This is a genomic window from Halomonas sp. HNIBRBA4712, assembly GCF_043558675.1.
Lineage (GTDB): Bacteria > Pseudomonadota > Gammaproteobacteria > Pseudomonadales > Halomonadaceae > Vreelandella.
Window position 1 is genome coordinate 455,336 of the sequence record NZ_JBIFXR010000001.1, and the last position, 22,085, is coordinate 477,420.

Annotated in this window: 22 protein-coding genes; 14 read left to right on the forward strand and 8 right to left on the reverse strand. The window is 64.1% G+C overall.

All coding sequences use genetic code 11. From position 1 onward, the window contains the following. Positions 1 to 20 precede the first annotated feature (20 nt). From ACGK9R_RS02140 to ACGK9R_RS02160, 5 genes are all read right to left on the reverse strand, one after another. On the reverse strand, positions 21 to 1,331 hold the full coding sequence (locus ACGK9R_RS02140; protein ID WP_394577920.1) for a short-chain fatty acid transporter: 1,311 nt from the start codon (positions 1,329 to 1,331) through the stop codon (positions 21 to 23). 85 nt (positions 1,332 to 1,416) lie between these two features. Further along, positions 1,417 to 2,712, reverse strand: a complete 1,296-nt coding sequence (locus ACGK9R_RS02145) for an MATE family efflux transporter (protein WP_394577921.1) — start codon at positions 2,710 to 2,712, stop codon at positions 1,417 to 1,419. A gap of 7 nt (positions 2,713 to 2,719) precedes the next feature. After that, positions 2,720 to 2,968 (reverse strand): YfhL family 4Fe-4S dicluster ferredoxin, encoded by a 249-nt coding sequence (locus ACGK9R_RS02150; protein ID WP_394577922.1) that lies wholly within the window; start codon positions 2,966 to 2,968, stop codon positions 2,720 to 2,722. A 21-nt stretch (positions 2,969 to 2,989) separates the two neighbouring features. Then, the gene (coaD, locus tag ACGK9R_RS02155) at positions 2,990 to 3,490 is read right to left on the reverse strand and encodes a pantetheine-phosphate adenylyltransferase (protein WP_394577923.1); all 501 of its coding nucleotides are present in this window, start codon (positions 3,488 to 3,490) and stop codon (positions 2,990 to 2,992) included. A gap of 2 nt (positions 3,491 to 3,492) precedes the next feature. After that, entirely contained in the window at positions 3,493 to 5,370 is a 1,878-nt protein-coding gene (locus ACGK9R_RS02160) for a beta-ketoacyl synthase (protein ID WP_394578572.1), read from the reverse strand. 201 nt (positions 5,371 to 5,571) lie between these two features. Between ACGK9R_RS02160 and ACGK9R_RS02165 the strand changes: the two genes are divergently transcribed. The 6 genes from ACGK9R_RS02165 (at position 5,572) to ACGK9R_RS02190 (ending at position 12,442) form a co-directional block, all read left to right on the forward strand. Then, positions 5,572 to 6,249, forward strand: a complete 678-nt coding sequence (locus ACGK9R_RS02165; RefSeq protein ID WP_394577924.1) for a tRNA (guanine(46)-N(7))-methyltransferase TrmB — start codon at positions 5,572 to 5,574, stop codon at positions 6,247 to 6,249. Beyond that, complete coding sequence (locus tag ACGK9R_RS02170) at positions 6,249 to 6,578, forward strand: DMT family transporter (RefSeq protein WP_394577925.1); 330 nt, start codon at positions 6,249 to 6,251, stop codon at positions 6,576 to 6,578. The genes ACGK9R_RS02165 and ACGK9R_RS02170 overlap by 1 nt, the downstream gene beginning before the upstream one ends. A gap of 50 nt (positions 6,579 to 6,628) precedes the next feature. Further along, positions 6,629 to 8,047, forward strand: coding sequence for a D-alanyl-D-alanine carboxypeptidase/D-alanyl-D-alanine-endopeptidase (gene dacB, locus ACGK9R_RS02175; protein ID WP_394577926.1), 1,419 nt, complete (start codon positions 6,629 to 6,631; stop codon positions 8,045 to 8,047). A gap of 31 nt (positions 8,048 to 8,078) precedes the next feature. After that, positions 8,079 to 8,450 (forward strand): diacylglycerol kinase, encoded by a 372-nt coding sequence (locus ACGK9R_RS02180; protein ID WP_394577927.1) that lies wholly within the window; start codon positions 8,079 to 8,081, stop codon positions 8,448 to 8,450. A gap of 95 nt (positions 8,451 to 8,545) precedes the next feature. Beyond that, positions 8,546 to 11,494 carry a bifunctional [glutamate--ammonia ligase]-adenylyl-L-tyrosine phosphorylase/[glutamate--ammonia-ligase] adenylyltransferase gene (gene glnE / locus ACGK9R_RS02185; protein WP_394577928.1) on the forward strand — a complete coding sequence of 983 codons (2,949 nt, stop codon included), beginning with the start codon at positions 8,546 to 8,548 and terminating at the stop codon, positions 11,492 to 11,494. Between the two features lie 54 nt (positions 11,495 to 11,548). Then, positions 11,549 to 12,442, forward strand: coding sequence for an AEC family transporter (locus tag ACGK9R_RS02190; protein ID WP_394577929.1), 894 nt, complete (start codon positions 11,549 to 11,551; stop codon positions 12,440 to 12,442). A gap of 9 nt (positions 12,443 to 12,451) precedes the next feature. Here the strand turns inward: ACGK9R_RS02190 and ACGK9R_RS02195 are convergent, their stop codons facing one another. Beyond that, positions 12,452 to 12,838: a hypothetical protein gene (locus ACGK9R_RS02195; protein ID WP_394577930.1), complete on the reverse strand. Its 387-nt coding sequence runs from the start codon at positions 12,836 to 12,838 to the stop codon at positions 12,452 to 12,454. Between the two features lie 150 nt (positions 12,839 to 12,988). On the opposite strand from ACGK9R_RS02195, the gene ACGK9R_RS02200 reads away from it, so the two are divergent. The 6 genes from ACGK9R_RS02200 (at position 12,989) to ACGK9R_RS02225 (ending at position 18,262) form a co-directional block, all read left to right on the forward strand. Beyond that, a complete protein-coding gene (locus ACGK9R_RS02200) occupies positions 12,989 to 14,032 on the forward strand; it encodes a methyl-accepting chemotaxis protein (protein ID WP_394577931.1) in 1,044 nt (347 codons plus the stop codon). Between the two features lie 176 nt (positions 14,033 to 14,208). After that, a complete protein-coding gene (locus ACGK9R_RS02205) occupies positions 14,209 to 15,840 on the forward strand; it encodes a BCCT family transporter (protein ID WP_394577932.1) in 1,632 nt (543 codons plus the stop codon). Positions 15,841 to 15,887: 47 nt separating this feature from the next. Further along, on the forward strand, positions 15,888 to 16,055 hold the full coding sequence (locus ACGK9R_RS02210) for a hypothetical protein (RefSeq protein WP_394577933.1): 168 nt from the start codon (positions 15,888 to 15,890) through the stop codon (positions 16,053 to 16,055). Between the two features lie 82 nt (positions 16,056 to 16,137). After that, entirely contained in the window at positions 16,138 to 17,481 is a 1,344-nt protein-coding gene (locus ACGK9R_RS02215; protein WP_394577934.1) for an MFS transporter, read from the forward strand. 11 nt (positions 17,482 to 17,492) lie between these two features. Then, positions 17,493 to 18,008, forward strand: coding sequence for a TIGR02281 family clan AA aspartic protease (locus ACGK9R_RS02220; RefSeq protein ID WP_394577935.1), 516 nt, complete (start codon positions 17,493 to 17,495; stop codon positions 18,006 to 18,008). Between the two features lie 74 nt (positions 18,009 to 18,082). After that, complete coding sequence (locus ACGK9R_RS02225) at positions 18,083 to 18,262, forward strand: PLDc N-terminal domain-containing protein (protein WP_394577936.1); 180 nt, start codon at positions 18,083 to 18,085, stop codon at positions 18,260 to 18,262. Between the two features lie 127 nt (positions 18,263 to 18,389). On the opposite strand, the gene ACGK9R_RS02230 is transcribed toward ACGK9R_RS02225, so the two are convergent. Then, a complete protein-coding gene (locus tag ACGK9R_RS02230) occupies positions 18,390 to 18,527 on the reverse strand; it encodes a hypothetical protein (protein ID WP_394577937.1) in 138 nt (45 codons plus the stop codon). Between the two features lie 238 nt (positions 18,528 to 18,765). On the opposite strand from ACGK9R_RS02230, the gene ACGK9R_RS02235 reads away from it, so the two are divergent. Next, a complete protein-coding gene (locus ACGK9R_RS02235) occupies positions 18,766 to 19,473 on the forward strand; it encodes a winged helix-turn-helix domain-containing protein (protein ID WP_394577938.1) in 708 nt (235 codons plus the stop codon). A 47-nt stretch (positions 19,474 to 19,520) separates the two neighbouring features. After that, positions 19,521 to 21,128, forward strand: a complete 1,608-nt coding sequence (locus ACGK9R_RS02240) for an ATP-binding protein (RefSeq protein WP_394577939.1) — start codon at positions 19,521 to 19,523, stop codon at positions 21,126 to 21,128. Here the strand turns inward: ACGK9R_RS02240 and ACGK9R_RS02245 are convergent. Beyond that, on the reverse strand, positions 21,091 to 22,029 hold the full coding sequence (locus ACGK9R_RS02245; protein WP_394577940.1) for a LysR family transcriptional regulator: 939 nt from the start codon (positions 22,027 to 22,029) through the stop codon (positions 21,091 to 21,093). The genes ACGK9R_RS02240 and ACGK9R_RS02245 overlap by 38 nt on opposite strands. Positions 22,030 to 22,085 lie beyond the last annotated feature (56 nt).

Sequence of the window (22,085 nt, forward strand, 5' to 3'; positions counted from 1 at the left end):
GCCTCGAATGAAAACGGGGCCTAGAACCACACCAGGCCCACGGAGATGATCGCGCCGGTCAAGAATAGCTGAACCAGGCAAAAGCCCATAATGTCCTTGGCCTTGAGCCCGGCGATGGCGAGCACCGGCAGCGCCCAGAACGGCTGCAAAAGGTTGGTCCAGGCATCACCCCAGGCGACCGCCATGGCGATGCGCGCCACGTCCGCACCCAGCGCTTCCGCTGCGGGCAGCATCACCGGCGCCTGTACCGCCCACTGACCGCCCCCGGAGGGCACGAAAATATTGACGATACCGGCGCTGATGAACGACCAGAAGGGCAGCGACGTGGCGCTGGCAAACGATACCAGCCACGCCGACATGCTCTCGGCAAGCCCGGACTGCACCATGATCGCCATAATGCCAGCGTAAAAGGGGAACTGGATGACGATACCGGCGCCGCCCTTGATCGCCTCGTTCAAGCTGTTCAGCAGGTTTCGCGGCGTGCGGTGTAAAACGATCGCGGCGAACAGGAACAGGAAGTTGACCACGTTGAGGTTCAAGCCGCCGCCGCGCAGGAAGAAGTGATCGAGCAGAAACAGAAGCCCCGGCACGCCCACCAGCAGCGCCAGCCCCATGCTGTTTTCGAGCTTCTCCGCCGGACGGGTGGTGCGCTCGACGCGCTCGGGCTCGTCCTCGAGCAGCGCCGGGTCGATGTAGACGCTCTCATTTTCCGGCGGCAGCATCAGGCGGTTGATCAACGGAATGGCGACGAACAGGCAAACCACGATGGCCAGATTGAAGAAGGCGAAAATGGTCGAGCCGGTGCCGATCACACCGATCTGATCGACGGAGAAGTGACCTTCGGTGGCGATGGTCAGCGGAATCGAGCCGGCCAAACCGCCGTGCCACACCACGAACCCCGAGTAGGCGCTGGCCACCAGCAGCCGGTAATCGACCCGCACCAGGCGGGCGAGCTCCCTGGCGAATAGCGCCCCGACGACGAGACCAAAGCCCCAGTTGATCCAGCTTGCCGCCAGCGACACAAGCGTCACCAGCACGATCGCCCCGCCGGCGCTCTTGGCGGTGGCGGCGAGTTTGGCCAGCAAGCGCTTCACCGGCGGCGAGCTTGCCAGCATGAAGCCGGTGACCAGCACCAGCAGCATCTGCATCGAGAAGGTCAGAAGCCCCCAGAAACCGTCGCCCCACATGCGCAGCACGGCAAGCGGGGCTTGGCGCTCCACGGCGATGGCCGCAATCGAGGCTACGAGGGTAAGCAGCAACACGAAGATATAGGGGTCGGGCAGATAGCGCTCGACCAGCTTGACCGCGGGCTTGGCGACGAACCGTAGCATAGGGGGCTCACTTTATTCGTTGTTGGAGATGCCTTCCCAATATACGAGCCCGCCACGCTTTTTTCATCCCCGCAGCGGGCGTCACTCAAGCGCTGCGCCAGCGGGTCTGGCGGTAGTGGCGGTAGTAGCCGGCGAGTACCAGCGAGCGCGTGATCATGAATAGCGTAAAGGCGAGCCACAGCCCGTGGTTACCCAGCCCCTGAAAGAGCCACCAGGCGGGCAGGTAGACCAAAAGCCCGGCGAAGATACTGTTGCGCATCTCGCGCACCGCGGTGGTGCCAATGAACACGCCGTCAAGCAGGTAGCTCCACACCGCGATCAAGGGCATCGCCACCATCCAGGGCAGGTAGGCCGCGGCGCTTTCGCGCACTTCTTCGAGGCCGGTCAACAGCGCAATGATGGCGTTACCGCAAAGCGCGAAGCCGAGCGCGGCGGCCAAAGCGGTGTAGAACGAAAAGCGCGCCGCCGCCCCGACCGCCGTGGCGAACTCGCGCCAGTCGCGCCGCCCGACCGCCCGGCCCACCAGCGACTCCGCAGCGTGAGCGAAGCCGTCCAGCGCGTAGCTGGTCATCATGATGAATTGCAAAAGCACCGCGTTGGCCGCGAGCACGGTGTCGCCCTGGCGCGCGCCCTGGGCGGTGAAGAACGCGGTGGCGAACAAAAGCCCCAGGGTGCGCAGGAACAGATGCCCGTTGACGCTGAACAGCGCCTGGTAGGCAGAAATGGCCCAAAGCCGCCCGCGCTCGATGCGGCCTTCGAGACGCCTGAGCTTTCGCAGCGCCAGCCAGGCGCCAAAGGCCAGCGCGCTGTAGTCGGCGATCACGCTTGCCAGCGCCACGCCGGCGCTGGTCATGCCAAGGCCGACCACGAATAGAAGGTCGAGCACGATATTGACGCCGTTGGTCAGGCACAGCAGGTAGAGCGTCACCCGAGCGTTCTGCTGACCCAGAAACCAGCCCAGCAGGGTGTAGTTAGCCAGCACCGCCGGCGCGGACCAGAGCCGGATCTCGGCGTACTCGCGGGCAAGCGATTGCGCCTCGTCGCTGCCGTCGAGCAGCCAGAGCCCCAGATCGATCAGCGGCGAGCCCAGTAGCATCAGCGCCGCGCCTATGGCCAGCGCCAGTAACAGCGACTGGCCGAGCAGAAGTTTGACCTCGTCGGGCGCCTCGCGGCCTACGGCCTGGGCAACCAGCCCGGTGGTGCCCATGCGCAGAAAGCCAAAGCCCCAGTAGAGAAAGCCAAACAGCGTCGCCCCCAGGGTGACCGCGGCGAGATAGCGCGAGTCCGGCAGGTGGCCGACCACGGCGGTGTCCACCAGCCCCAGCAGCGGCACGGTGATATTGGAGAGGATGATGGGCCAGGCGAGTGCCCAGATGCGCACGGGCGGATCAGGCGGCGGTGATGATATGGTACTTCTCGAGCAGCTGTTCTCGGGTCTCCGGGCGTGCCGGGTCGAGGGGAATGCAGTCCACCGGGCAGACCTGCTGGCACTGGGGCTCGTCGAAGTGGCCCACGCACTCGGTGCAGCGGTTAGGGTCGATCACGTAGATCTCCTCACCCGGCGAGATCGCGTCGTTCGGGCACTCCGGCTCGCAAACGTCGCAGTTGATGCATTCGTCGGTAATGATCAGGGACATGGCGATGACCTCATAAGGCGGTTAGCGGGGCTCTTTGAAGCGCTCGGCAAGTGCCTGGGCGACTTCAAGCGGCACCAGTTTCGAGACGTCGCCGCCCAAACGGGCGATTTCACGCACGATGGTCGAGGAGATGTAGGAGTTCTCGACCGCCGGGGTGAGAAAGACGCTTTCCAGTCCCGGGCTCTGCGCCCGGTTCATGTTAGCAAGCTGCAGCTCGTACTCAAAATCCGAGGCGGCGCGAATGCCGCGCAGCATGATGGTCGCGTCGAGATCATCCATCAATGTGGTCAGAAGCGATGAAAACCCGACCGTCGAAACGTTGGGCAGCGCCTGACACACCGACTCGACCAGCGCGATGCGCTTATCGAGCGTGAGTGTGGGTTTCTTGCCCGGGCTCTCTGCCACGGCGATCACCACGCGGTCGAACATCCTGGCGGCGCGCTCGATCAGATCGAAGTGGCCGTTGGTGATCGGGTCGAAGGTGCCGGGGTAGACGGCCACGCGCGGGTGCTCAAGGCTCATCGTCACGTCTCCTCGTCGTCGAGCCGGCCAAAGGGGTTCTCCACCTTGAGCGAGACCGGCTGGGCGTAGCCCGGAATATGGATGCGATCGCTGTCGATGCCAAGCTCCGGGCCTTCGAGCACCGACTCGCCGAACTGGTAGCGCGGCGCGTAATGGCCGCGGTCGGCGCTTTCCAGATACGTCTTCGAGCGGGCGCGCACCGCTTCGCGGCGTGCGCGCCACTCGGTCATGGTGTCACGCCCGTGGCGCTTTTCCAAAAGCCGCTCGGTGACGCTCGGCGAGAGCACCACGCCGGTGGCGTTGTTGCCGCCAAAGCCCTTGGCGTTGATGAAGCTGGCGTCGGCCTCAAAGGAGAGCGGCATCTGGAAAAAGCGCAGCCGCTCGGCGTGCACGTCGCTTGCCACCGCATCCAGCGTCGGGATGCCGGGCAGCAGGCCGTGGTGAAAGCTGCCTAAAGCGCTTGCCAGTTGATCCCCGGCCGCCGAGCCCTGGGAGTGGCCGATGAACGCCTTGATCGCCACCACCGGCCACCTCTCGATGTCGTTGGCGCGGGCGATCTCGTGGAGCACGTGGGACTCGGTGGTGCGATTTTTCGGCGTGCTGGTACCGTGGGCGTGCACGAAGGTGCGCTCTTTGAGCGCGGTCTCGCCGAGCATGTCGCGCACCAATGAAGCCGCCTTGCCCAGGGTAATGTAGTTGCCGATGCCGGGGGCGGAAATCGAGCGCTTGAAGCCGTCGGCATTGACGAACACGTCCGGCACTGCGCCGAGGATGTCGGCGCCGAGCTCAAGCGCCAGCGCATCGTCCATCAGCATCACGAACTGGCTCGCCTCGGCCATGGTGAAGCCGCAGTTCTGCGCGAAGGGGCGGCAGGCGCGCTGGTAGTCGGCGTCGGTGAGAAGTTCCAGCGCGTCGAGCGCCTTGAGGCTGGCGTCGTCGGCCAGCGCGCCCATGGCGCGAAAGCCTTCGATGATCTCCGGGGTGATCGGCGCATCCGCGGTGCCCACCATCGCCACCCGGGCGCGGCCGGCGCGAATGTCGTGAAGGCCCAGGCGCAGGTTGTAGAGAAAGCTCGCGCAGGCGCCCAGTGCGGCGCCGGTGCTGCCGACGCTGCCGAGCACGTAGGCGTTGAGAAAATCCGCCGGCATCTGGCCGTAGCCCAGCGGCATCTGCTTGGAGGTGGCGCGGTTGCCGCTCACCAAGCTCTTTAAGAGCCCGCCCCAGCCGGCCTCGTCGAGTTGGCCAATCGAATTGCCGGCGTAGACCGCGACCTTGTCCGGGTCCAGGCGCTCGCGCAGGCGCTCCCACTCAAGGCCGCTGGCGCCCAGGCAGTCGCTAGCGGCGAAGATCGCCATGGAAAGCCCCCGCGGGTGGTGCACGCTACGGTAGAGACTCGCCGGGTCAAAGCCGGTGGGCAGCTGCGCGGCGGCGGCCACCTTGGGTGTCTGGGCGTCGGACAACAGCGCCTTGAACGTGCCGCCGGGTACGCGCACCTGCACGTGGCGCTCGTCTTCGCCTGGGCTTATTTCCCACTCGGCGGGCAGGTTTTCGGGCAGCTGGCGCCGGCGCAGGGTAAACACCAGAGGTGCTTCGAGCGCCATCTCGGCCTGGCGGCCGGCGGGAATGCCCGGCGCCTGAAACAGCGGATCTTCGTTGCGCCTGATCAGGGTGTGGTTCAACACCCGCTCGGCCAGCGCCTCGGCGGCGAGTGGCTCGCCGTGTTCGCTCTGAACGCCCTGGCCGGTGTGAATGGCCAGGCGCATCAGCGCCGCCAGGCTTTCCAGCGTGTGACGCTTTTGATCAATGGGTAGCGCATCAAGCACGGTGCGGCGAAAGGCCTGATGGCCCGAGGTTCTGCCAGCAGGATTGATGCCGCCCATGCCGACAATTACCGGTAAGTGTGACAAGCCGGATTCCTCGTGGTGCGATAGTGGGGTAACGTCAGCCTCGGCGGGGCGTCAAAGGCCCTGGCCGAGTATCCAAAAAGTCGAAGCCGTGATCATAGCACCGGGGGTGCGATGGCGTCATGCCGCGCGCGTCCGAGACTGGTAGAATCATGCTTTTTTGCATCAGAGGCAGGCATGCAGCACGCGTCTCGCGTCGTTACTTCCAACCAACCCGGTCCGCACACGGATCTTGCGCGGCGCGTTCAGCGCGCGCTCGACCATCCGCTGCAAAAGCCCGTGGCCGAGCATAGCCAGAACGCCTTCGACGCCGCCCGCGCGTGGCTCGACAAGACCCGCGCGCCCTTGATCCTTGATGCCGGCTGCGGCGTCGGGCTTTCGACCCGGCGGCTGGCCGAGCGGTTCCCGGATCACGCGGTAATCGGCGTCGATCGAAGCGAAAGCCGGCTCTCCCGCGAGCACGGCGCGCTTGCCGACAACGTGCACCTGGCGCGCGCGGACCTGGTCGACTTCTGGCGGCTGGCGCAAGCGGCGGGCTGGGCACCCACGCGCCACTATATTTTGTACCCCAACCCCTACCCCAAGGCCGCGCACCTGAAAATGCGTTGGCACGGTCACCCGGTGTTTCCCACCGCGCTTTCGCTGGGCGGGCGGCTCGAGGTGCGCTCGAACTGGCGAGTCTACATCGAGGAGTTCGCCCAGGCGGTAAAGCTTGCCACCGGCGTCACTGCTCTGGTCGAGGCGCACCCACCCGGCTCCGAGTACCTGACGCCGTTCGAGGCGAAGTACGCCCAAAGCGGTCAGCCGCTGTGGCGGCTGGTGTGTGAGACGTTACCCCGGGGAGAGAGCGTTTAATGGCATTTTTTCTGCTGATTCTAGCGATCGTTGCCGAGGTGGTGGCGACCTCCGCGCTGAAGGCTTCGGAAGGCTTCACCCGCCCGCTTGCCAGCCTCACCGTCGTGGTCGGCTATGGGCTGGCGTTCTATCTTCTGAGCCTGGTGCTGCGCGAGCTGCCGGTCGGCATTGCCTACGCGATCTGGGCCGGGCTTGGCATCGTGCTGGTCACCCTGGTCGGGGCGTTCGCGTTCGACCAAAAGCCGGACCTGCCGGCCCTTCTTGGGATCGGGCTGATCGTGGCCGGCGTAGTGACGTTACAGGTCTTTTCCAACATGAACGTGCATTGAGGATGGTGAGTGTGAGGCGTTTCAAACCGTTTTTACGACCCGCGCGCGCGATGGCTGTGGCCCTGGCCGCACTGCTGGTAAGCCAGCCGCTGTGGGCGGATTTTTCCCGCCTGGGCCAGCTTGAAAATAAAGGCTTTTCGATCAGCGCCGAGGCGCGCCTGCTGGGCCCAAGCGACGCTCGGGTGCTGGGTAGCCTGAACCCCCAGCGCCAGCTTTCGCCGGCGTCGGTCACCAAGGCCTACATGAGCGCGGCGCTTTTGAGCCGCTTTGGCCCCCAGCACCGCTTCACCTCGGCGCTGGTCAGCAGCGCCCCGGTCGAGGCCGGCGTGCTGCGCGGCGATCTGATTTTCGAAGGCGGTGGCGACCCGGGGCTGACCACCGAGGATTTGTGGCGGCTGGTGCAGCGCCTTCAATTGGCAGGGGTCGAGTCGGTCGACGGTGCGCTGGTGGTCAGCCAGTGGCGCTTCGGGCCAGTCGAGTGTGTAACGACCGACCGCTGTAACGCTCAAAATCGTGTGACCAACGCCTACAGCGCGCCGCTCACCTCCGCCGGGGTCAACTTCGGTACCTGGTGTGTCAACGTCGCCCCCGGGGCGAGCGCCAACGCCCCGGCGCGCACCGGGCTTTGCGATAGTCCGCTTCCGCTGATCACGGTGGACAACCAGGTGCGCACCGTACCCGCCAACAGCGGCACCGAGATCGGCGCCGAGCGGATCACTGACGAGCGCGGCGACGTGATGCGCGTCACCGGCCAGATTTCGACCAACGCCCAGGCCCAGGACGTTTACCGCGGCGCCGGCGACCCGGCAGAGCAGACCGCGCAGACGCTTCTGAGCATGCTCAATCAGGCGGGTATCAGCGTGCGCGACCCCTGGCGGGTGACCTCGGCGCGGCCGAGCGGGGCGAACCGGCTGGCGGCGGTGGACGGAAAGCCTCTACAGGAGCTTCTGCTGCGCACCATGAACTACTCCAACAACTACATGGCCGACGTGCTGGCGCTCGATTTGGTCGAGACGCCCCAGGCGCAGCTGGCCCAGGCCGGTCAGGCGCTCGAGGCCTTTGCGCTGGCGATTCCCGGCCACGGCCCGGTGACGCTTCAAAGCGGCAGTGGCTTGACCACCAGCAACCGCACCTCGGCGCAGGGCGTCACCGCGATGCTCGAGTCGATGTTCAACCAGAGCGCGCTGTTTCCAAGCTACGTGGCGGCGTTTCAGTCGCCTGCCAACGGCGTGATGCGCTTCATTCGTCGCGGCCCGGCCACGTTCCAGAACAACGTGATGATGAAGACCGGCACGCTCAACCAGCCGTTTGCGGTTCGCGCCGCGGCGGGCTACTTTCGTACGGCCCAGGGGCGCTGGGGCGTGTTCAGCATTCTGGTCAACGGCACCAGCTCCACGCCTTACCTGAGCTGGTCGGAGGTGCTCGACCCGCTGTCGCTCGACCTGGACGCCATGATCTCGGCGAATTGATTCATCTTGATGACGAGGGTGACGGGCCACGATGAAGCCAAGGCATACGGGGATAACCCACCTGATACACTCCACGCGCTACTCGTGGAAGGGGCTCAAGGCGGCCTTCGCCAATGAGGCCGCCTTTCGCCAGGAGCTGGTGATCTGCGCCATCATGCTGCCGCTGGCCTGGTGGCTGGCGGACAGCGCGCTTGCCTGGCTGATGCTAGTGGGGAGCCTGTTCATGGTGCTGATCGTCGAGCTTTTGAACAGCGCCGTGGAGAACGTGGTGGACCGCATCGGCCCCGAGCACCATGAGCTCTCCGGGCGGGCGAAGGATATCGGCTCGGCGGCGGTGATGCTTTCGCTGATCATCGCCGGGCTGACCTGGGGGGTGCTGGGGTGGGAGAAGCTGGCCGGCTAGCGCGGTGTGCGGCCAGGCAGTAACGGCGGTCGAGAGGCGGCCGGCGACAACTTTCCAACGCGTCGGCGCGCCCGGCGCCGGGTGACGAGGTGGCTATGCAGTGGAAAGCGGCAGTGTTAGCACAGGTGCCTGAGGCGGTCGCGCCTCTCGCCGAGCAGGCGCTCGCGCGCCTGACCGAGGCGCTCGAGAAGGCGGACAACGTCGCCTCGATGACCGACAAACCCGCGCCCTCGCGCCATTTCGAAACGCTGAATGAGGCGCGCGGGGCGGCGCTCTCAAGAGTGTTGACCGTATCGCACTTCGCCGAGCAGACCCTGACGCGCTACCCGCAGTGGCTCGACACCCTCGAGCAAAACGGCGAGCTGGGCGCCACTCCGGAAAAGGCGCGCCAGCAGGCGTGGCTCGATGAGGCATTGGCCCGCGCCGAGGATGAAGAGGCGATGCACCGGGTGGTGCGCCGCTTTCGCCGCGCGCGGATGCTCGGTATCGTCTGGCGCGATCTCAATCGCGGCAGTAAATACACCATGTGGGACACCGCCCGAGCGCTCTCCTGGCTTGCCGAGGTATTGATCGACGGCGCGCTTGGCTGGCTCGAAACCTTCTACGCCCCGCGCTGGGGCACTCCGGCGCCGTGCCGCGACGGCCGCACCCAGCGGCTGGTGGTGCTGGGCATGGGCAAGCTCGGCGCCGGCGAGCTCAATCTCTCTTCCGACATCGACCTGATCTTCGCCTTCGCCGAGAAGGGGGAAACGAGCGGCGGGCGTAAACCGCTGGCGCACCAGGAGTACTTCACCAAGCTCGGCCAGCGCCTGATCGCCGCTCTCGATGCGGTGACCGCCGACGGCTTCGCCTTTCGCGTCGACATGCGCCTGCGCCCGCTCGGCGACGGCGGCCCGCTGGTGGGCAGCTTCTCGATGCTTTCGAGCTACTACCAGGACCAGGGGCGCGAGTGGGAGCGCTACGCGATGCTCAAGGCGCGTCCGGTCGCCGGCGATACCGAAGGCGGCCGGGCGCTGCTTTCGAGCCTGCGGCCCTTCGTCTACCGGCGCTATCTCGACTTCGGCGCGATCGAGTCGCTTCGAGAGCTCAAGTCGATGATCAACCGCGAGGTGAAGCGCAAGGGCATGGAGGGCAACATCAAGCTCGGCCCCGGCGGCATTCGCGAGGTCGAGTTCGTCGTTCAGGCGTTTCAACTGATTCGCGGCGGCCGCGACACCGAGCTGCAGGTCGCCTCGCTTAAAAGCGCGCTCGCCGAGCTGCCCAGGCTGGAGTTATTGCCGGACGAGGTCGTCGACGAGCTGCTGGCCGACTATGCCTTTCTACGCGACGTCGAGCACGCCATTCAGGCGCTCGACGATCGCCAGACCCAGATGCTGCCGGAAGAGCGTGAGGAGCGCGACCGGGTCGCCTATGCTGTCAACATGGACTGGTCAGGGCTCTTGAAAGCGCTCGACGCTGCCCGCGAGCGCGTGCGCCGCCACTTCGACGCGGTGATCGCCGACCCGGAGGAGGAGACCGCCGACCCCGGGGAGGGCAGTATCGGCCTCGAGCAGTGGCGGCTTTTGTGGCGCGGTGAACTGCCGGAGGACGAGGCGCTCGCCCAGCTCGACACGGCGGGCTTTGCCGATCCGGCCGCGGTGCTGAAGCATTTGAACGGCTTCTACCACTCGCGCCAGGTGCAGAGCATGCAGCGCATCGGCTTCGAGCGCCTGGACGCGCTGATGCCGCTGCTGCTCGACGCCGTGGCCGAGCACGACACCCCGGACACCGCGCTCGAGCGGGTTCAGCCGCTGATCGAATCGGTGCTGCGCCGCACCGCTTATCTCGCGCTTTTGCGCGAAAACCCCCAGGCGCTGGAGCATTTGATGCGCCTGTGCGCGCCGAGCCCCTGGATCGCCCGGCACCTGGCGCGCTACCCCCTGCTGCTCGATGAGCTCCTGACCCCGTCAACGCTCTACACCCCGGCGGACAAACAGGCGCTGGCCGACGAGCTGCGCCAGACCCTGACCCGCCTGCCGGAGGACGACGAAGAGGCCCAGCTCGAGGCGCTGCGCGTGTTCAAGCACGCCAAGACCCTGCACGTCGCCGCCTCGGACATCGCTGGCACCCGCCATCTGATGAAGGTGAGCGACTACCTGACCTACATCGCCGAGGTGATACTGGAGGCCGTGCTGGCCATGGCCTGGAAGCATGTGGCACGCAAACACGGCGTGCCGCCGGGGGCGAGCGAGTTCGAACCGGCGTTTCTGATCGTCGGCTACGGCAAGCTCGGCGGCATCGAGCTCGGCTACGGCTCGGACCTGGATCTCGTCTTCCTGCACGACAGCGACGGCAAGGGCACCACCAACGGGGCACGCCCGCTGGATACGCCGGTGTTCTACACCCGCCTTGGCCAGCGCATCATCCACCTTTTGACCGCCACCACGCCTGCGGGCACCCTGTATGAGGTCGATATGCGCCTGCGTCCGTCGGGCAACGCAGGGCTTCTGGTCACTTCGCTCAAGGCCTTCGGCGAGTATCAGCGCCAGAACGCCTGGACCTGGGAGCATCAGGCGCTGGTACGCGCCCGCGTGGTCGCGGGCAACGAGGCGCTGGGCGAGAAATTCGACGCCCTGCGCGGCGAGCTTCTGACCGCGCCGCGCGAGGCCGAGACGCTCAAGAATGATGTCATCTCCATGCGGCGCAAGATGCGCGATCACCTGGGCACCAAACCGGGCAAGGAAGCGGGCGGAACGTTCAACCTGAAGCAGGACGCCGGCGGCATGGTGGATATCGAGTTTCTCTGCCAGTACGGCGTGCTCGCGCTTTCGCACAAGACGCCGGCGCTTGCCACCTATCCGGACAACATGCGCATTCTGGATACCCTCGAGGAGCACGATTATCTCGATGAAAAGGAGGCCCGGGCGCTGCGCGAGGCGTATCTCGCCTACCGCAGCCGCACCCACCGCGCGGCGCTGACCGGCGACAAACCCGTCGGCGATGCCGATGAGCTCGCCCACCATCGCGAGGCGGTCACCGCGCTGTGGCAGCGGTTTCTGGGCTAACGCCTACCGGATCATCAACAGGGGCGCCGCCATGGCTTTGAAACGGAAGGGTCGATGACCGGGCATATTCTCGCCACGCTGCTGCCGGTGTTTCTGATCGCCGCGGCGGGCGCTCTTTATGGGCGCCTTCGCAGTACCAACATCGCCACGCTCAATACGCTCAACATGGAGCTGTTCGTGCCGCTTCTGGTGTTTGCCGTGCTCGCGGACCGCCAGGCGGTGCTAGCGGATTACGCCTGGCTCGGCGCGGCGGCGGCGCTGGTGGTCCTTGGCTCCGGCGCGCTTTTGTGGCCGCTGGCCAATCGGCTGGGGCTCGACCGGCGAATCTTTCTGCCTTCGATGATGTTCAATAACTCCGGCAACATGGGCGTGCCGCTTCTGGTGTTCGCCTTTGGCGAGGCGGCGCTGCCGGCGGCGGTGGTGGTGTTCATCGTCGAGATGCTGCTGCACTTTTCGCTCGGGCTCTACATGCTCGACCCGCGCGTCTCGATCAAACGGCTTTTGAAAATGCCGATCGTCGCGGCGAGCCTGGCGGGACTGGTGGTCAACCTGGGGGAGGTGGCGCTTCCGGGCTGGCTGCTGGAGGCGATGCACATGCTGGGCGAGGTATGCATTCCGCTGATGCTCTTTGCACTCGGCGTGCGCCTGTTGGAAGTGGATCTTTCCGACTGGCGCACCGGGCTTCTGGGGGCGCTTCTGTGCCCGCTCTCCGGGCTTGTGATCGCGCTGCCGCTGATGCTGGTGTTACCACTCGATGCGCTTTCGCTGGCAACGCTTCTGGTGTTCGCCGCGCTCCCGCCGGCGGTGCTGAACTACCTGGTGGCAGAGCAGTACAACCTGGCGCCGCAGAAGGTGGCGTCGATCGTGCTGATCGGCAATCTGGGAAGCCTGGTAGTGATGCCGCTGGTGCTGGGCGCCACCTTTGCTTGGGTGCACCCGCCCCTATAAGGTTTTAACTCAGCGCTTTGCATCACCTGCCGTGGTGTCCTTGACCTCGAAGCTGCCTTCAAGTGTAGCGTGCTCACCGCGCGCCGAGCCCGCGCTCGAAAAGCCGGAGCCGGCGCTTTGGCGGCTGCCGCCAATGTCTTGCGCGCGCTCGGCCCGCATCTGATCCATGCGTTTTTTCATGCGGTGGCGCATTAGCGGCATCAATGCCCAGCCAATCAGCAGAAAGAACAGCCCAAAGACGACGCCCACGATCATCAGCGCCCCGAACGCCAGCCAGATCACGGCGAGTTTGAGCGCGCCCAGAAAGCCATTAGCGGGCGTACTGGAAGCCCGGGCTCGCCACTGGTGAGCGGCCTGCCAGGCGGCGTTTTGTGAATCGCGGTTCAGGTGCGGCATGAGAGCCTCCGGTAAATGTTTGCCCCCATTGGAACACAGCCCGAAGGGTGAGTTCACTTGCGCGTCGATCCTGCTGGCCCATATCTTGCTTCGGGTCTCGATAACAGTAGTGGCCGGCAGTCAAGCCGGCCCGGAATTCGGGAGATTTACATGCGCGACAATACCGTTTTGAAACTTGCCTTCGATATTGCGACCATCACGCGCGAGAAGATCGGCATGATCGAGAAGATCATGCAGCAGACGGAAATTCTCGCGCTCAATGCGCGCATCGAGGCGGCTCGGGCGGGTAGCAGCGGCGCAGCGTTCTCGGTGGTGGCCCAGGAGATGGGCCGGGTTTCCGGCGGTATCAATACCATTGCCCGCGACTTTCGCCAGCAGGTCGAGGCGCATACCGAGAGCATCGAGACCGTGGGGGCGACCATGCTCGAGGAGCTCACCGGACAGCGCTTCACCGATATTGCTCTGAACGCCGTGGAGATCATTGATCGCAACCTGTTCGAGCGCTCTTGCGACGTACGCTGGTGGGCCACCGACAGCGCGGTGGTGGAAGCCGTTGCCCTACCTGATGAGCATCGCTGCGCCCATGCTAGCCAGCGCCTGGCCACTATCCTGCGCTCCTACACGGTGTATCTCGATCTCTGGGTGGCGGACAAGGAGGGCCGAGTAGTCTCCAGCGGCCGCCCTGAACGCTACCCCGGCGTGCAGGGGAAAAACGTGGCGGGCGAGGCGTGGTTCAAGCGCGCGCTGGCAACCTCCGATGGCGACGCTTTCGCCGTGGCCGACATCGCGAACAACCCACTCCTCGATGACGCGCCGGTGGCGACGTATGCAGCGGCGATTCGCGAAGGTGGGGAGCGCGACGGCGAGCCTTTAGGGGTGCTGGGAATCTTCTTCGACTGGGCGCCCCAGGCCCAGACCGTGGTAGAGGGGGCGCGGCTCGACGAGCAGGAGAAAACCCGTAGCCGCGTCATGCTTCTCGACGCCGAGGAGCGCATCATTGCCGATACGCGGCCGGAAAACATTGGCCGTCGCTACCCTTTAAAACGTGATAGTCGTACCCGAGGCTACTATGCTGAGGGCGGTAAGCTGATTTGCTTTGCTTTAACGCCGGGTTACGAGACGTATGAAGGGCTCGGTTGGTTTGGTGTAGTGGAATGCGATCAGGCGCGTCTTGATGAGACTGCACCAGAATGAAGCCATTGATTGCCCTATCATGAAGCGTGAAGCACAGTTTTTGGGCGCTTCGGGTAATAACGACGGGGAGATGCCAAACACATCAATGAAAAAAGAGCGCTTGCGCTAGAGGCCGTTCGAAGAGCGGTGGCAAGAGCGAACCTGGATGATTCAACACAGGGCAACAGGGAGTACTTATGTCCAATAATGGAGGCAAGACGGTATTCATCGCCTCGGCCATTATCATTTTTGCACTGGTAGTGGTCGGCGCGATGTTTCCCGATAGTTTCGGCGCGGGGGCCGAGGCCGCGCTCGGTGCGATTACCCAGTACATGGGCTGGTTCTATCTCATTTCCGTATTCGGCTTCGTGGTGTTTCTTTTTGCGCTTGCGTTCAGCAAGTACGGTAAGGTGCGCCTTGGCCCCCAGGATAGCCGACCGGACTACAGTTTCTTCTCCTGGGTAAGCATGCTGCTGGCCGCAGGCTTCGGGGTGGGGCTGGTGTTCTATGGCATGGCCGAGCCGATGAGCCACTACATCAATCCGCCCTACGGCGATTTCGATCCCGAAACCGAGGCCGCGGCGCGCTACGCCATTCAGTACAGTTATTTCAACTGGGGCATTCACCAGTGGGCGGCGTTCTCGGTGGTCGGGCTGATCATCGCTTATTTTCAATTTCGCAAGGGGCGCGCGGGACTGGTGTCGTCGGTCCTTTCATCGATGACCGCCAGGAAGCCCTGGCTTCGCCCCTACAGCGCCTGGCTCGATATCTTTGCCGTGGTGGCCACGGTCATGGGGGTCGCGACCTCGCTGGGCCTTGGGGTGCTGCAGATGAACGGCGGGCTGAACGCGGTCTTCGGGCTGCCTGAGAATACGCTCTGGCAGTTCATCATTCTTTCGATCATGTTCTGCGCCTACATGCTCTCGACCTGGTCCGGGCTCGATAAGGGGATCAAGCGGCTGTCGAACTTGAACCTGTCGCTGTGTATCGGCCTGATGGTCTACGTGCTCGTTACCGGGCCGACCGTGGCCATCCTGGAGACCATTACGCTGGGTATCGGCGACTACCTGCAGAATTTCATCGGCATGAGCCTGCGGATTTCGCCCTATAGCGGCAACGAGTGGGCGAGCAGCTGGACCATCTTCTACTGGGCCTGGGTCATCGCCTGGTCGCCGTTCGTCGGCACTTTCGTGGCGCGGGTATCGCGCGGGCGTACGATCAAGGAGTACGTGTTTGGCGTGCTGATCATGCCGCCGCTGCTCGCCTGCCTGTGGATTGGCGTGTTCGGCGGCGCAGCGCTCAATTTGGAGCTCAACGGCGATAACGTCGGTTTGGCTGCGGCCACCCAGGATAACATCACCGTGGCGCTATTCAGGATGTACGAGCTGATGCCGTTCACCAACGTCATTTCGCTGGTGTCGATCCTGTTGATCTTCATCTTCCTGGTGACCTCCGCCGACTCCGCCTCTTATATCGTGGCGCAGATGACCGACAACGGCTCGATCAACCCGCCGCTTTATAAGCGTGTGACCTGGGGTGTACTGATCGCAGCGATCTGTTTGACGCTGATCGCGGCGGGCGGCTTGACCGGGCTCCAGTCGGCGGCGGTGCTGGCGGCGCTGCCTTTCACCTTCATTTTGTATTTGATGGTATATGTGCTGGTGCGCGAGCTGAGAGCCGACCGCAAAGCGATGCTGACCCAGCTCTATCGTCGTCACGGCGATACGCCGGTGGGCGCCGATGCCTTCGAGGCCGACGAGCTGAGCGACGAGGAGCAGGAACGCTTGCGTCGCGCGCCGGTCGTAGTCAATCGGCGCATCAAGGGCTAGACTTCGAGCTATTGGCTCAATGAACCGTCTACCAGGAGTAAGCGCGCATGGCTCGACCGCGCCACGGCGCCACGCCACGACAGCCTCGAGGGGCTGCCCATGACCGGTTCGGCGCTCTGTTCGATCGGTGGCTGGATCTGGTCGTGATCGTGGCGGTGTTAACCGCGCTGATCGTGGGATTCTCCGCCGTGCTCGCGCATTGGCTACTCACCTGATTGGCGCACTCGAAAAGGGCCTGCGGGCCCTTTTTTTGCGCTCATTCCTTTTACTTCCCAATGCTTTCTCATGGAAGCCCTTATGTCCTCGAATTCTCTTCAAGACGCGCCGGTCTACGCCTCACGGCGCGAAATTTTCGGCTGGGCGATGTTCGACTTCGCCAACCAGGCCTATACGCTGCTCATCATTACGGTGGTGTTTGGTGAGCTCTTCACCACCGTGATCGTGGGTGACCAGGATGACGGCTTTCGGCTGGCCAACTTTCTCTGGAGCCTGGCGCTGGCGACGAGCTACCTGATGGTGGTGGTGAGCGCGCCGCTGTGTGGCGCGATCATGGATTATCGCGCCGAGAAAAAGCGCTTTTTAATGGCAAGCTACCTGGCGACGGTGGCGACCACGGCGATGCTCTATTTCGTCGAACCCGGTTTCGTGGTGGCGGGGCTGGTGCTGATCGTGCTCTCCAACTACGCCTACTCGATGGGCGAGTCGTTCATCGCCGCGTTTCTGCCGGAGCTTGGCCCGCCCGGCGCGCTTGGCAAGATTTCCGGGTTCGGCTGGTCGCTTGGCTATATCGGCGGGCTGTTCGCCGCCGGGTTTACACTTTTGGTGCTGGGCGAGGCGACGGCGGAGAACTTCGAGCGCATCCGCTGGGTTGGGCCGTTTGCCGCCGGGTTCTTCTTCGTCGCTGCGATCCCCACGTTTTTGTGGCTCAAGGAGCGCGGCGTGGCCAAGCCTACCGGCGTCTCTTACCGGCGCATCGCCTTTGGTCAGCTCCGCTCGACCTTCCTTGAGCTGCGCCATTTTCGCGACCTGACGATCTTTCTCGTGTCGCTGCTTTTTTCGATGGCCGGGGTCTACATCATCATCGCCTTCGCCTTCATTTACGGCGCTCAGGTGATCGGCTGGGACGAGAGCGTGCGCAATATCATGTTCATCGTCGTGCAGGTCACTGCCGCCGCCGGAGCGCTCGGCTTCGGTTTTCTTCAGGATAAGCTCGGTGCCAAACGCACCTACCAGATGACGCTGGCGCTGTGGGTCGTCGCCATTGTGGCAATCTGGGCAACGCCCGAGCTTACTGCGTGGGTCAACGCGCGCTTTGGCTGGTCCTGGCAGGCGCAGTACGTGTTTTTGGTGGTGGGGTGTCTGGCCGGGCTGAGTCTGGGGTCGAGCCAGTCCGCCAGCCGCGCGCTGGTCGGGGTGTTTTCGCCGCTGGCCAGATCCGCAGAGTTTTTCGGCTTCTGGGGGCTTTCCAACAAGCTCGCAGGCGTTCTGGGGATCGTCATGCTGGGTGTGCTGCAAACGTTGATTGGCCTGCAGGCCTCTATCCTATTATGTGTAGGACTGTTCATCGTAGCGATGCTGATCTGTGCCCTGGTCAACGAAGCGCGTGGTCGCGAGGCGGCCGGGGCCTGGAAAAGCACCTGACGGAGGTGTGCATGACATCGCTTAAAGCGCAGCGCGGCGGCATCGTGATGATGCTGCTGTTTTGGGTGGTGCTACTGGGGGCGGGAACCTGGCTGATCGACGGCGGCTTCAAGAACCTGACTACGCCCAATGCCCACGTGTTGAACGCCGCCCCCGACGGCGCGCCGGTGCGGCTCAAGCGTAACCGGGCAGGGCACTTCGAGGCGCCGGGTCGGATCAACGGCGAGCCGGTGACGTTTCTGCTCGACACCGGCGCCACCTACGTGGCCGTGCCTTCGGAACTCGCCGACCGGCTGTCGCTTTCGCCCGGGCGTAGCGCCTGGTTCAATACCGCCAACGGCCGCGTCGAGGGCAACCTGACCGAACTCGACGAAGTCGCGCTGGGGAGCCTGCGGGCCAGCAATGTGCAGGGGTCGATCAGCCCCGGCATGGAGCGCGACACGGTGCTTCTGGGCATGAGCTTTCTCAATCTGCTGTCGATCGAAATCGCCGATGGGGAAATGCTGCTCAGCCTGCCGCGGCCCTGAACTCGCATGTTGCCAGGTTAGTGCTATGCTGTGCGGGTAACACAAGGATATCGGTTTACCAAGGAGAAGTGGTCATGGGAATTGAAGTTGGCGGTCTGCTAGGCCTTATCTGGCTCGTCATTGTCATCTGGGCGATCGTGAAAGTCGCCAAAAGCGCGGCCGGCGGTCTTGCCAAGCTAATCTGGATTCTGGTGTTGTTATTCTTTCCCCTGCTCGGTCTTATCGTCTGGTTTTTGTTCGGGCCCAAGGGGTAGCGCCGTGGCGCGTCCCATCGAGTTCGAAAAAAAAGCAGGCCCGCGCGGGCCTGCTTTTTTATGTACTGTTTAAAATGCTGTTTTATCTACTGAGCTTTACGACCGGCGCCGAAACCCGCGCCCGGTCTTACTGCGCGCTGTCGTCGTGAGAAGGTGGCGCCTTGTAGTGGCCCGGAATGGTCAGCTTCTCGCCGTTGGGTAGATCGCGCACCTGAGTGGGAACGTAGATCCGTTTGATGACGCTTCGGGTCTTGCGCGTGTTCATCATTCACTCCTGTCATGGGCCAAAAAATGGTTGACAACCGCTGTGCCAACATTAGCGCGGCCTTGAAGTTGAATCAAGCGGACCCTGGATCGCAAGGCCAATCAACGCACCGAGCAAATTCAGCGGCAAACGTTAATAAATGGTAAGCAAGTGTTACCATAAAGCGCCGTTACATGTTATTAAGATGGGTGATGCCAGTGAGGCCAATATCCATTAACAAGGAAGCGGGAGCCGCCCCATGACCGACCATCCCGATAGAGATCACGTGCTGATCATCGAAGACGATCAACGTCTTGCCGGGTTGACCCGCGACTATCTCGAGAACAACGGTTTTCGGGTGACGGTCGAGGCCGATGGTGGCAAGGGGGTCGAGCGCATTCTGGAGCTCACGCCGGATCTTGTGATTCTGGATTTGATGCTGCCCGGTGAGGACGGCCTTTCGATCTGCCGTCGCGCCAGGCCAAACTTCGCCGGCCCGATCATGATGCTGACCGCACGCACCGACGATCTCGACCAGGTGCTGGGCCTTGAAATGGGCGCCGACGATTACGTGCCCAAGCCCGTTCAGCCGCGGGTGCTGTTGGCCCGCATGCGCGCGCTTTTACGCCGCACCGATGCGCCCGCCGCGCCCAACGGCGAAGTGCGGCTGCAGTTCGCCAATCTGGACATCGATAGCGCTACCCGCGAGGCGTTTCTCGACGGCGAGCGCATCGACCTGACCAGCGCCGAGTTCGATCTTCTATGGCTGCTGGCGAGTAACGCCGGCACCGTGCTGACCCGCGAAGAGATCTTCAGCGAGCTGCGCGGCATCAAATATGACGGCCAGGACCGCTCGATCGACGTGCGCGTGTCGCGCATTCGCCCCAAGATCGGCGACGACCCGCACCATCCCCACCGTATCAAGACCGTCCGCAGCAAGGGCTACTTGTTTGTCAAGGATAGCTGACGGGCGCGACGCTGGGCGCCGCCAGCCGTGTCCGCGAGGTGGGCGACATGCCGCGCATGCCTAGACCCGGCTCCTTTTTAAGATTCTACGTGCTGCTGGGGCTGACGCTCTGCGTAGTCTTTCTGATCTCGCTGGGGGGGCGAACCTTCATCGAGCAGGTGCGCCAGGAGGCGTTTCGCGAGGAGCTGGCGAGCCTGCCGATGACGCTGATGACCCGCCAGCTCGCCACACTTTCACCACAGGCGCGCGCCGCGCGGTTGGACGGCTTCGCGCGCCAGTTTGGGATGCAGCTCTCATTGGTGCCGGTCAGCGATGCCACCCTGGGCTACTTCGAGCGCGCGCGGCTCAAGCGCGGCGGCGTGATCATCGAAAACAATCCCTGGCAGCTTCGCCAACGTATTCCTGACGGCCCGTTCGAGCAGGGCACGCTGCTCAGCGCCAGCTTTCTGGGCTGGAGCGAGCGACAGTGGCAGGGCAGCGTGGCGGTGCTGGGCGAGTGGCTTTCACAGATGCCGGACACCGCCAGGGCCGAGCTGCTCTCGGAGCTTCGTCTGACCGGCTGGCCGCTGGCGCTTCTCTCGACCCTGCCGGAGGATTTGACCGAGGCGCAGCGCCAGCAGCTCGCCCGGGGCGGCGTGGTGACACGGCTGGTCACCGAGCAGCTCACGCTTTCGTTTCTCTATCGCATTCCCGGCAGCGATCAGTGGCTCAAGGCAGGCCCTCTTCACCGCCACGATACGTTGCCCATCGGACTTCACGTGGCGCTCTTGATAGGCGTGATGGCGGTGCTGAGTCTGATCATCTACCTGATCATGCGCAGCATCGAGGCGCGCATGGCGCGACTCGAGCAGGCCGCTACGCGTATCGCCAGCGGGCGGCTGGAAACCCGCGTACGCGTCGAAAGCGGCGATTTTCTCGGCCGGCTGGGGCTGGCCTTCAACGCCATGGCAAGCCAAGTACAGACCCTGTTGAAAGGCCAGCAGGAGATGATTCGCGCGGTGTCCCACGAGCTGCGAACGCCAGTGGCGCGCATTCGCTTCGCGGTTCAAATGGTCGAGGACATGACCGAAGAGCCGGCGATTCGCCGCCAGCTCCAAGGCATCGACGCCGATATCGCCGAACTCGACGACCTGGTCGATGAGATATTGACCTACGCGCGCCTGGGCGGCGGGCCGGACCACGGCGACCCGCTGGAGATGGTACCGGTCGACTGCTGCGCCATGGCCCACCGGGTGATCGATGCGCTGACGCCGCTGCACGAGTCACTGACGCTGCGCCTCGAAGCCGACCAGGAGGTCGAGCTGATGGCCGAGCCGCGCTATCTGCAGCGCGCGCTGCAGAACCTGGTCAGCAACGCCTGCCGCTATGGCCGTACTCAGGTGGTGATCCGGCTATGGGACGAGCCGCACCTGGTGCGGATCGATGTCGAGGACGACGGCCCGGGCGTGCCGCTGGAGTCGCGCGGCGATATCTTCAAACCCTTCGCACGACTCGATGACAGCCGCACGCGAAGCTCCGGCGGCTACGGCCTTGGGCTTTCGATCGTGCATAAGGTGATGTCCAGCCACGGCGGCAGCGTGACCGTCGATGAAAGCCTCGGGCTTGGCGGTGCGCGCTTTACGCTTCTGATTCCTCGTCATGAGTCGCCGGTTTGATCCCGCTGAGCACTGCAAACGAGGTTTCGCGGGCGGTGCGCAGAAAGTCTTCCATCCAGGGGGCCTTGCGCGTCTCCTCGCGAATTGCGGCATACAGCGTGCTCCAGATACCCGCCTCGCCGAGTTTGACGGCGCTGACGTAGTCGCGCTCGAGATACTCGGTCAGCGCCCAATTGGGCAGCGCGCAGACCCCACGGCCGCTGGCCACCAGCTGCATCATCATGAGGGTAAGCTCTGCGGTGCGAATTTCCCGCGGGCGCAGCTGAGCGGGGGTCAAAAAGCGGGTGAAGACGTCCAGGCGGCTGTGTTCGACCGGATAAGTGATCAGCGTCTCTTCGGCAAGCTCCGCCGGGGTGACGAAGCCTTTTTTGGCAAAAGCGTGCTGGCGTGCCACCGCCAGAAGCCCCTCGTAGCGAAACAGCGGCGCGTAGTGGATGCCGTCGATCGGCTGCGGGTCGGCGGTGATGACCAGATCGAGCTGCTCGCGGGCGAGCGCCGGTAGCGGGTCGAAGTGGTGGCCGCTGGGAATGTCGATCTCGATTTCGGGCCAGTGATCGCGAAAGTAGTCGACCGTCGGCATCAGCCACGCAAAGCAGCTGTGGCACTCGATCGCCATGTGCAGCCGCCCCTGTTCGGTGCCGGCAAGCCTGGCCAGGTCGCGCTCGGCGCGGCGCACCGCAGGCAGCAGCTCATCGGCCAGCGCCAGAAGCCGCAGCCCCGCGCGGGTGAACTCCACCGGGCGCGTCTTGCGCACGAACAGCGCCCCCTCCACGCGGCTCTCAAGGTCCTTCAACTGATGCGACAGCGCCGACTGGGTCAGGTGTACGCGCTCGGCGGCCTCGACCAAGGAGCCGGTCTCGCGAAGCGCGATCAGGGTGCGAAGATGACGCAGTTCGAGCATGGCAAGGCTTCACGATTAGAAATGAACGTATGAGTAACCTTCATTCTAAGGCAGAG

Bases quoted from the DNA above. Each gene is read 5' to 3' on its own strand.
- ACGK9R_RS02140 (WP_394577920.1), bottom strand. From the start codon at position 1,331: ATGCTACGGTTCGTCGCCAAGCCCGCGGTCAAGCTGGTCGAGCGCTAT.
- ACGK9R_RS02150 (WP_394577922.1), bottom strand. From the start codon at position 2,968: ATGTCCCTGATCATTACCGACGAATGCATCAACTGCGACGTTTGCGAG.
- coaD (WP_394577923.1), bottom strand. From the start codon at position 3,490: ATGAGCCTTGAGCACCCGCGCGTGGCCGTCTACCCCGGCACCTTCGAC.
- ACGK9R_RS02160 (WP_394578572.1), bottom strand. From the start codon at position 5,370: ATGGGCGGCATCAATCCTGCTGGCAGAACCTCGGGCCATCAGGCCTTT.
- ACGK9R_RS02165 (WP_394577924.1), top strand. From the start codon at position 5,572: ATGCAGCACGCGTCTCGCGTCGTTACTTCCAACCAACCCGGTCCGCAC.
- ACGK9R_RS02170 (WP_394577925.1), top strand. From the start codon at position 6,249: ATGGCATTTTTTCTGCTGATTCTAGCGATCGTTGCCGAGGTGGTGGCG.
- dacB (WP_394577926.1), top strand. From the start codon at position 6,629: ATGGCTGTGGCCCTGGCCGCACTGCTGGTAAGCCAGCCGCTGTGGGCG.
- ACGK9R_RS02180 (WP_394577927.1), top strand. From the start codon at position 8,079: ATGAAGCCAAGGCATACGGGGATAACCCACCTGATACACTCCACGCGC.
- glnE (WP_394577928.1), top strand. From the start codon at position 8,546: ATGCAGTGGAAAGCGGCAGTGTTAGCACAGGTGCCTGAGGCGGTCGCG.
- ACGK9R_RS02190 (WP_394577929.1), top strand. From the start codon at position 11,549: ATGACCGGGCATATTCTCGCCACGCTGCTGCCGGTGTTTCTGATCGCC.
- ACGK9R_RS02195 (WP_394577930.1), bottom strand. From the start codon at position 12,838: ATGCCGCACCTGAACCGCGATTCACAAAACGCCGCCTGGCAGGCCGCT.
- ACGK9R_RS02200 (WP_394577931.1), top strand. From the start codon at position 12,989: ATGCGCGACAATACCGTTTTGAAACTTGCCTTCGATATTGCGACCATC.
- ACGK9R_RS02205 (WP_394577932.1), top strand. From the start codon at position 14,209: ATGTCCAATAATGGAGGCAAGACGGTATTCATCGCCTCGGCCATTATC.
- ACGK9R_RS02210 (WP_394577933.1), top strand. From the start codon at position 15,888: ATGGCTCGACCGCGCCACGGCGCCACGCCACGACAGCCTCGAGGGGCT.
- ACGK9R_RS02215 (WP_394577934.1), top strand. From the start codon at position 16,138: ATGTCCTCGAATTCTCTTCAAGACGCGCCGGTCTACGCCTCACGGCGC.
- ACGK9R_RS02220 (WP_394577935.1), top strand. From the start codon at position 17,493: ATGACATCGCTTAAAGCGCAGCGCGGCGGCATCGTGATGATGCTGCTG.
- ACGK9R_RS02225 (WP_394577936.1), top strand. From the start codon at position 18,083: ATGGGAATTGAAGTTGGCGGTCTGCTAGGCCTTATCTGGCTCGTCATT.
- ACGK9R_RS02230 (WP_394577937.1), bottom strand. From the start codon at position 18,527: ATGAACACGCGCAAGACCCGAAGCGTCATCAAACGGATCTACGTTCCC.
- ACGK9R_RS02235 (WP_394577938.1), top strand. From the start codon at position 18,766: ATGACCGACCATCCCGATAGAGATCACGTGCTGATCATCGAAGACGAT.
- ACGK9R_RS02240 (WP_394577939.1), top strand. From the start codon at position 19,521: ATGCCGCGCATGCCTAGACCCGGCTCCTTTTTAAGATTCTACGTGCTG.
- ACGK9R_RS02245 (WP_394577940.1), bottom strand. From the start codon at position 22,029: ATGCTCGAACTGCGTCATCTTCGCACCCTGATCGCGCTTCGCGAGACC.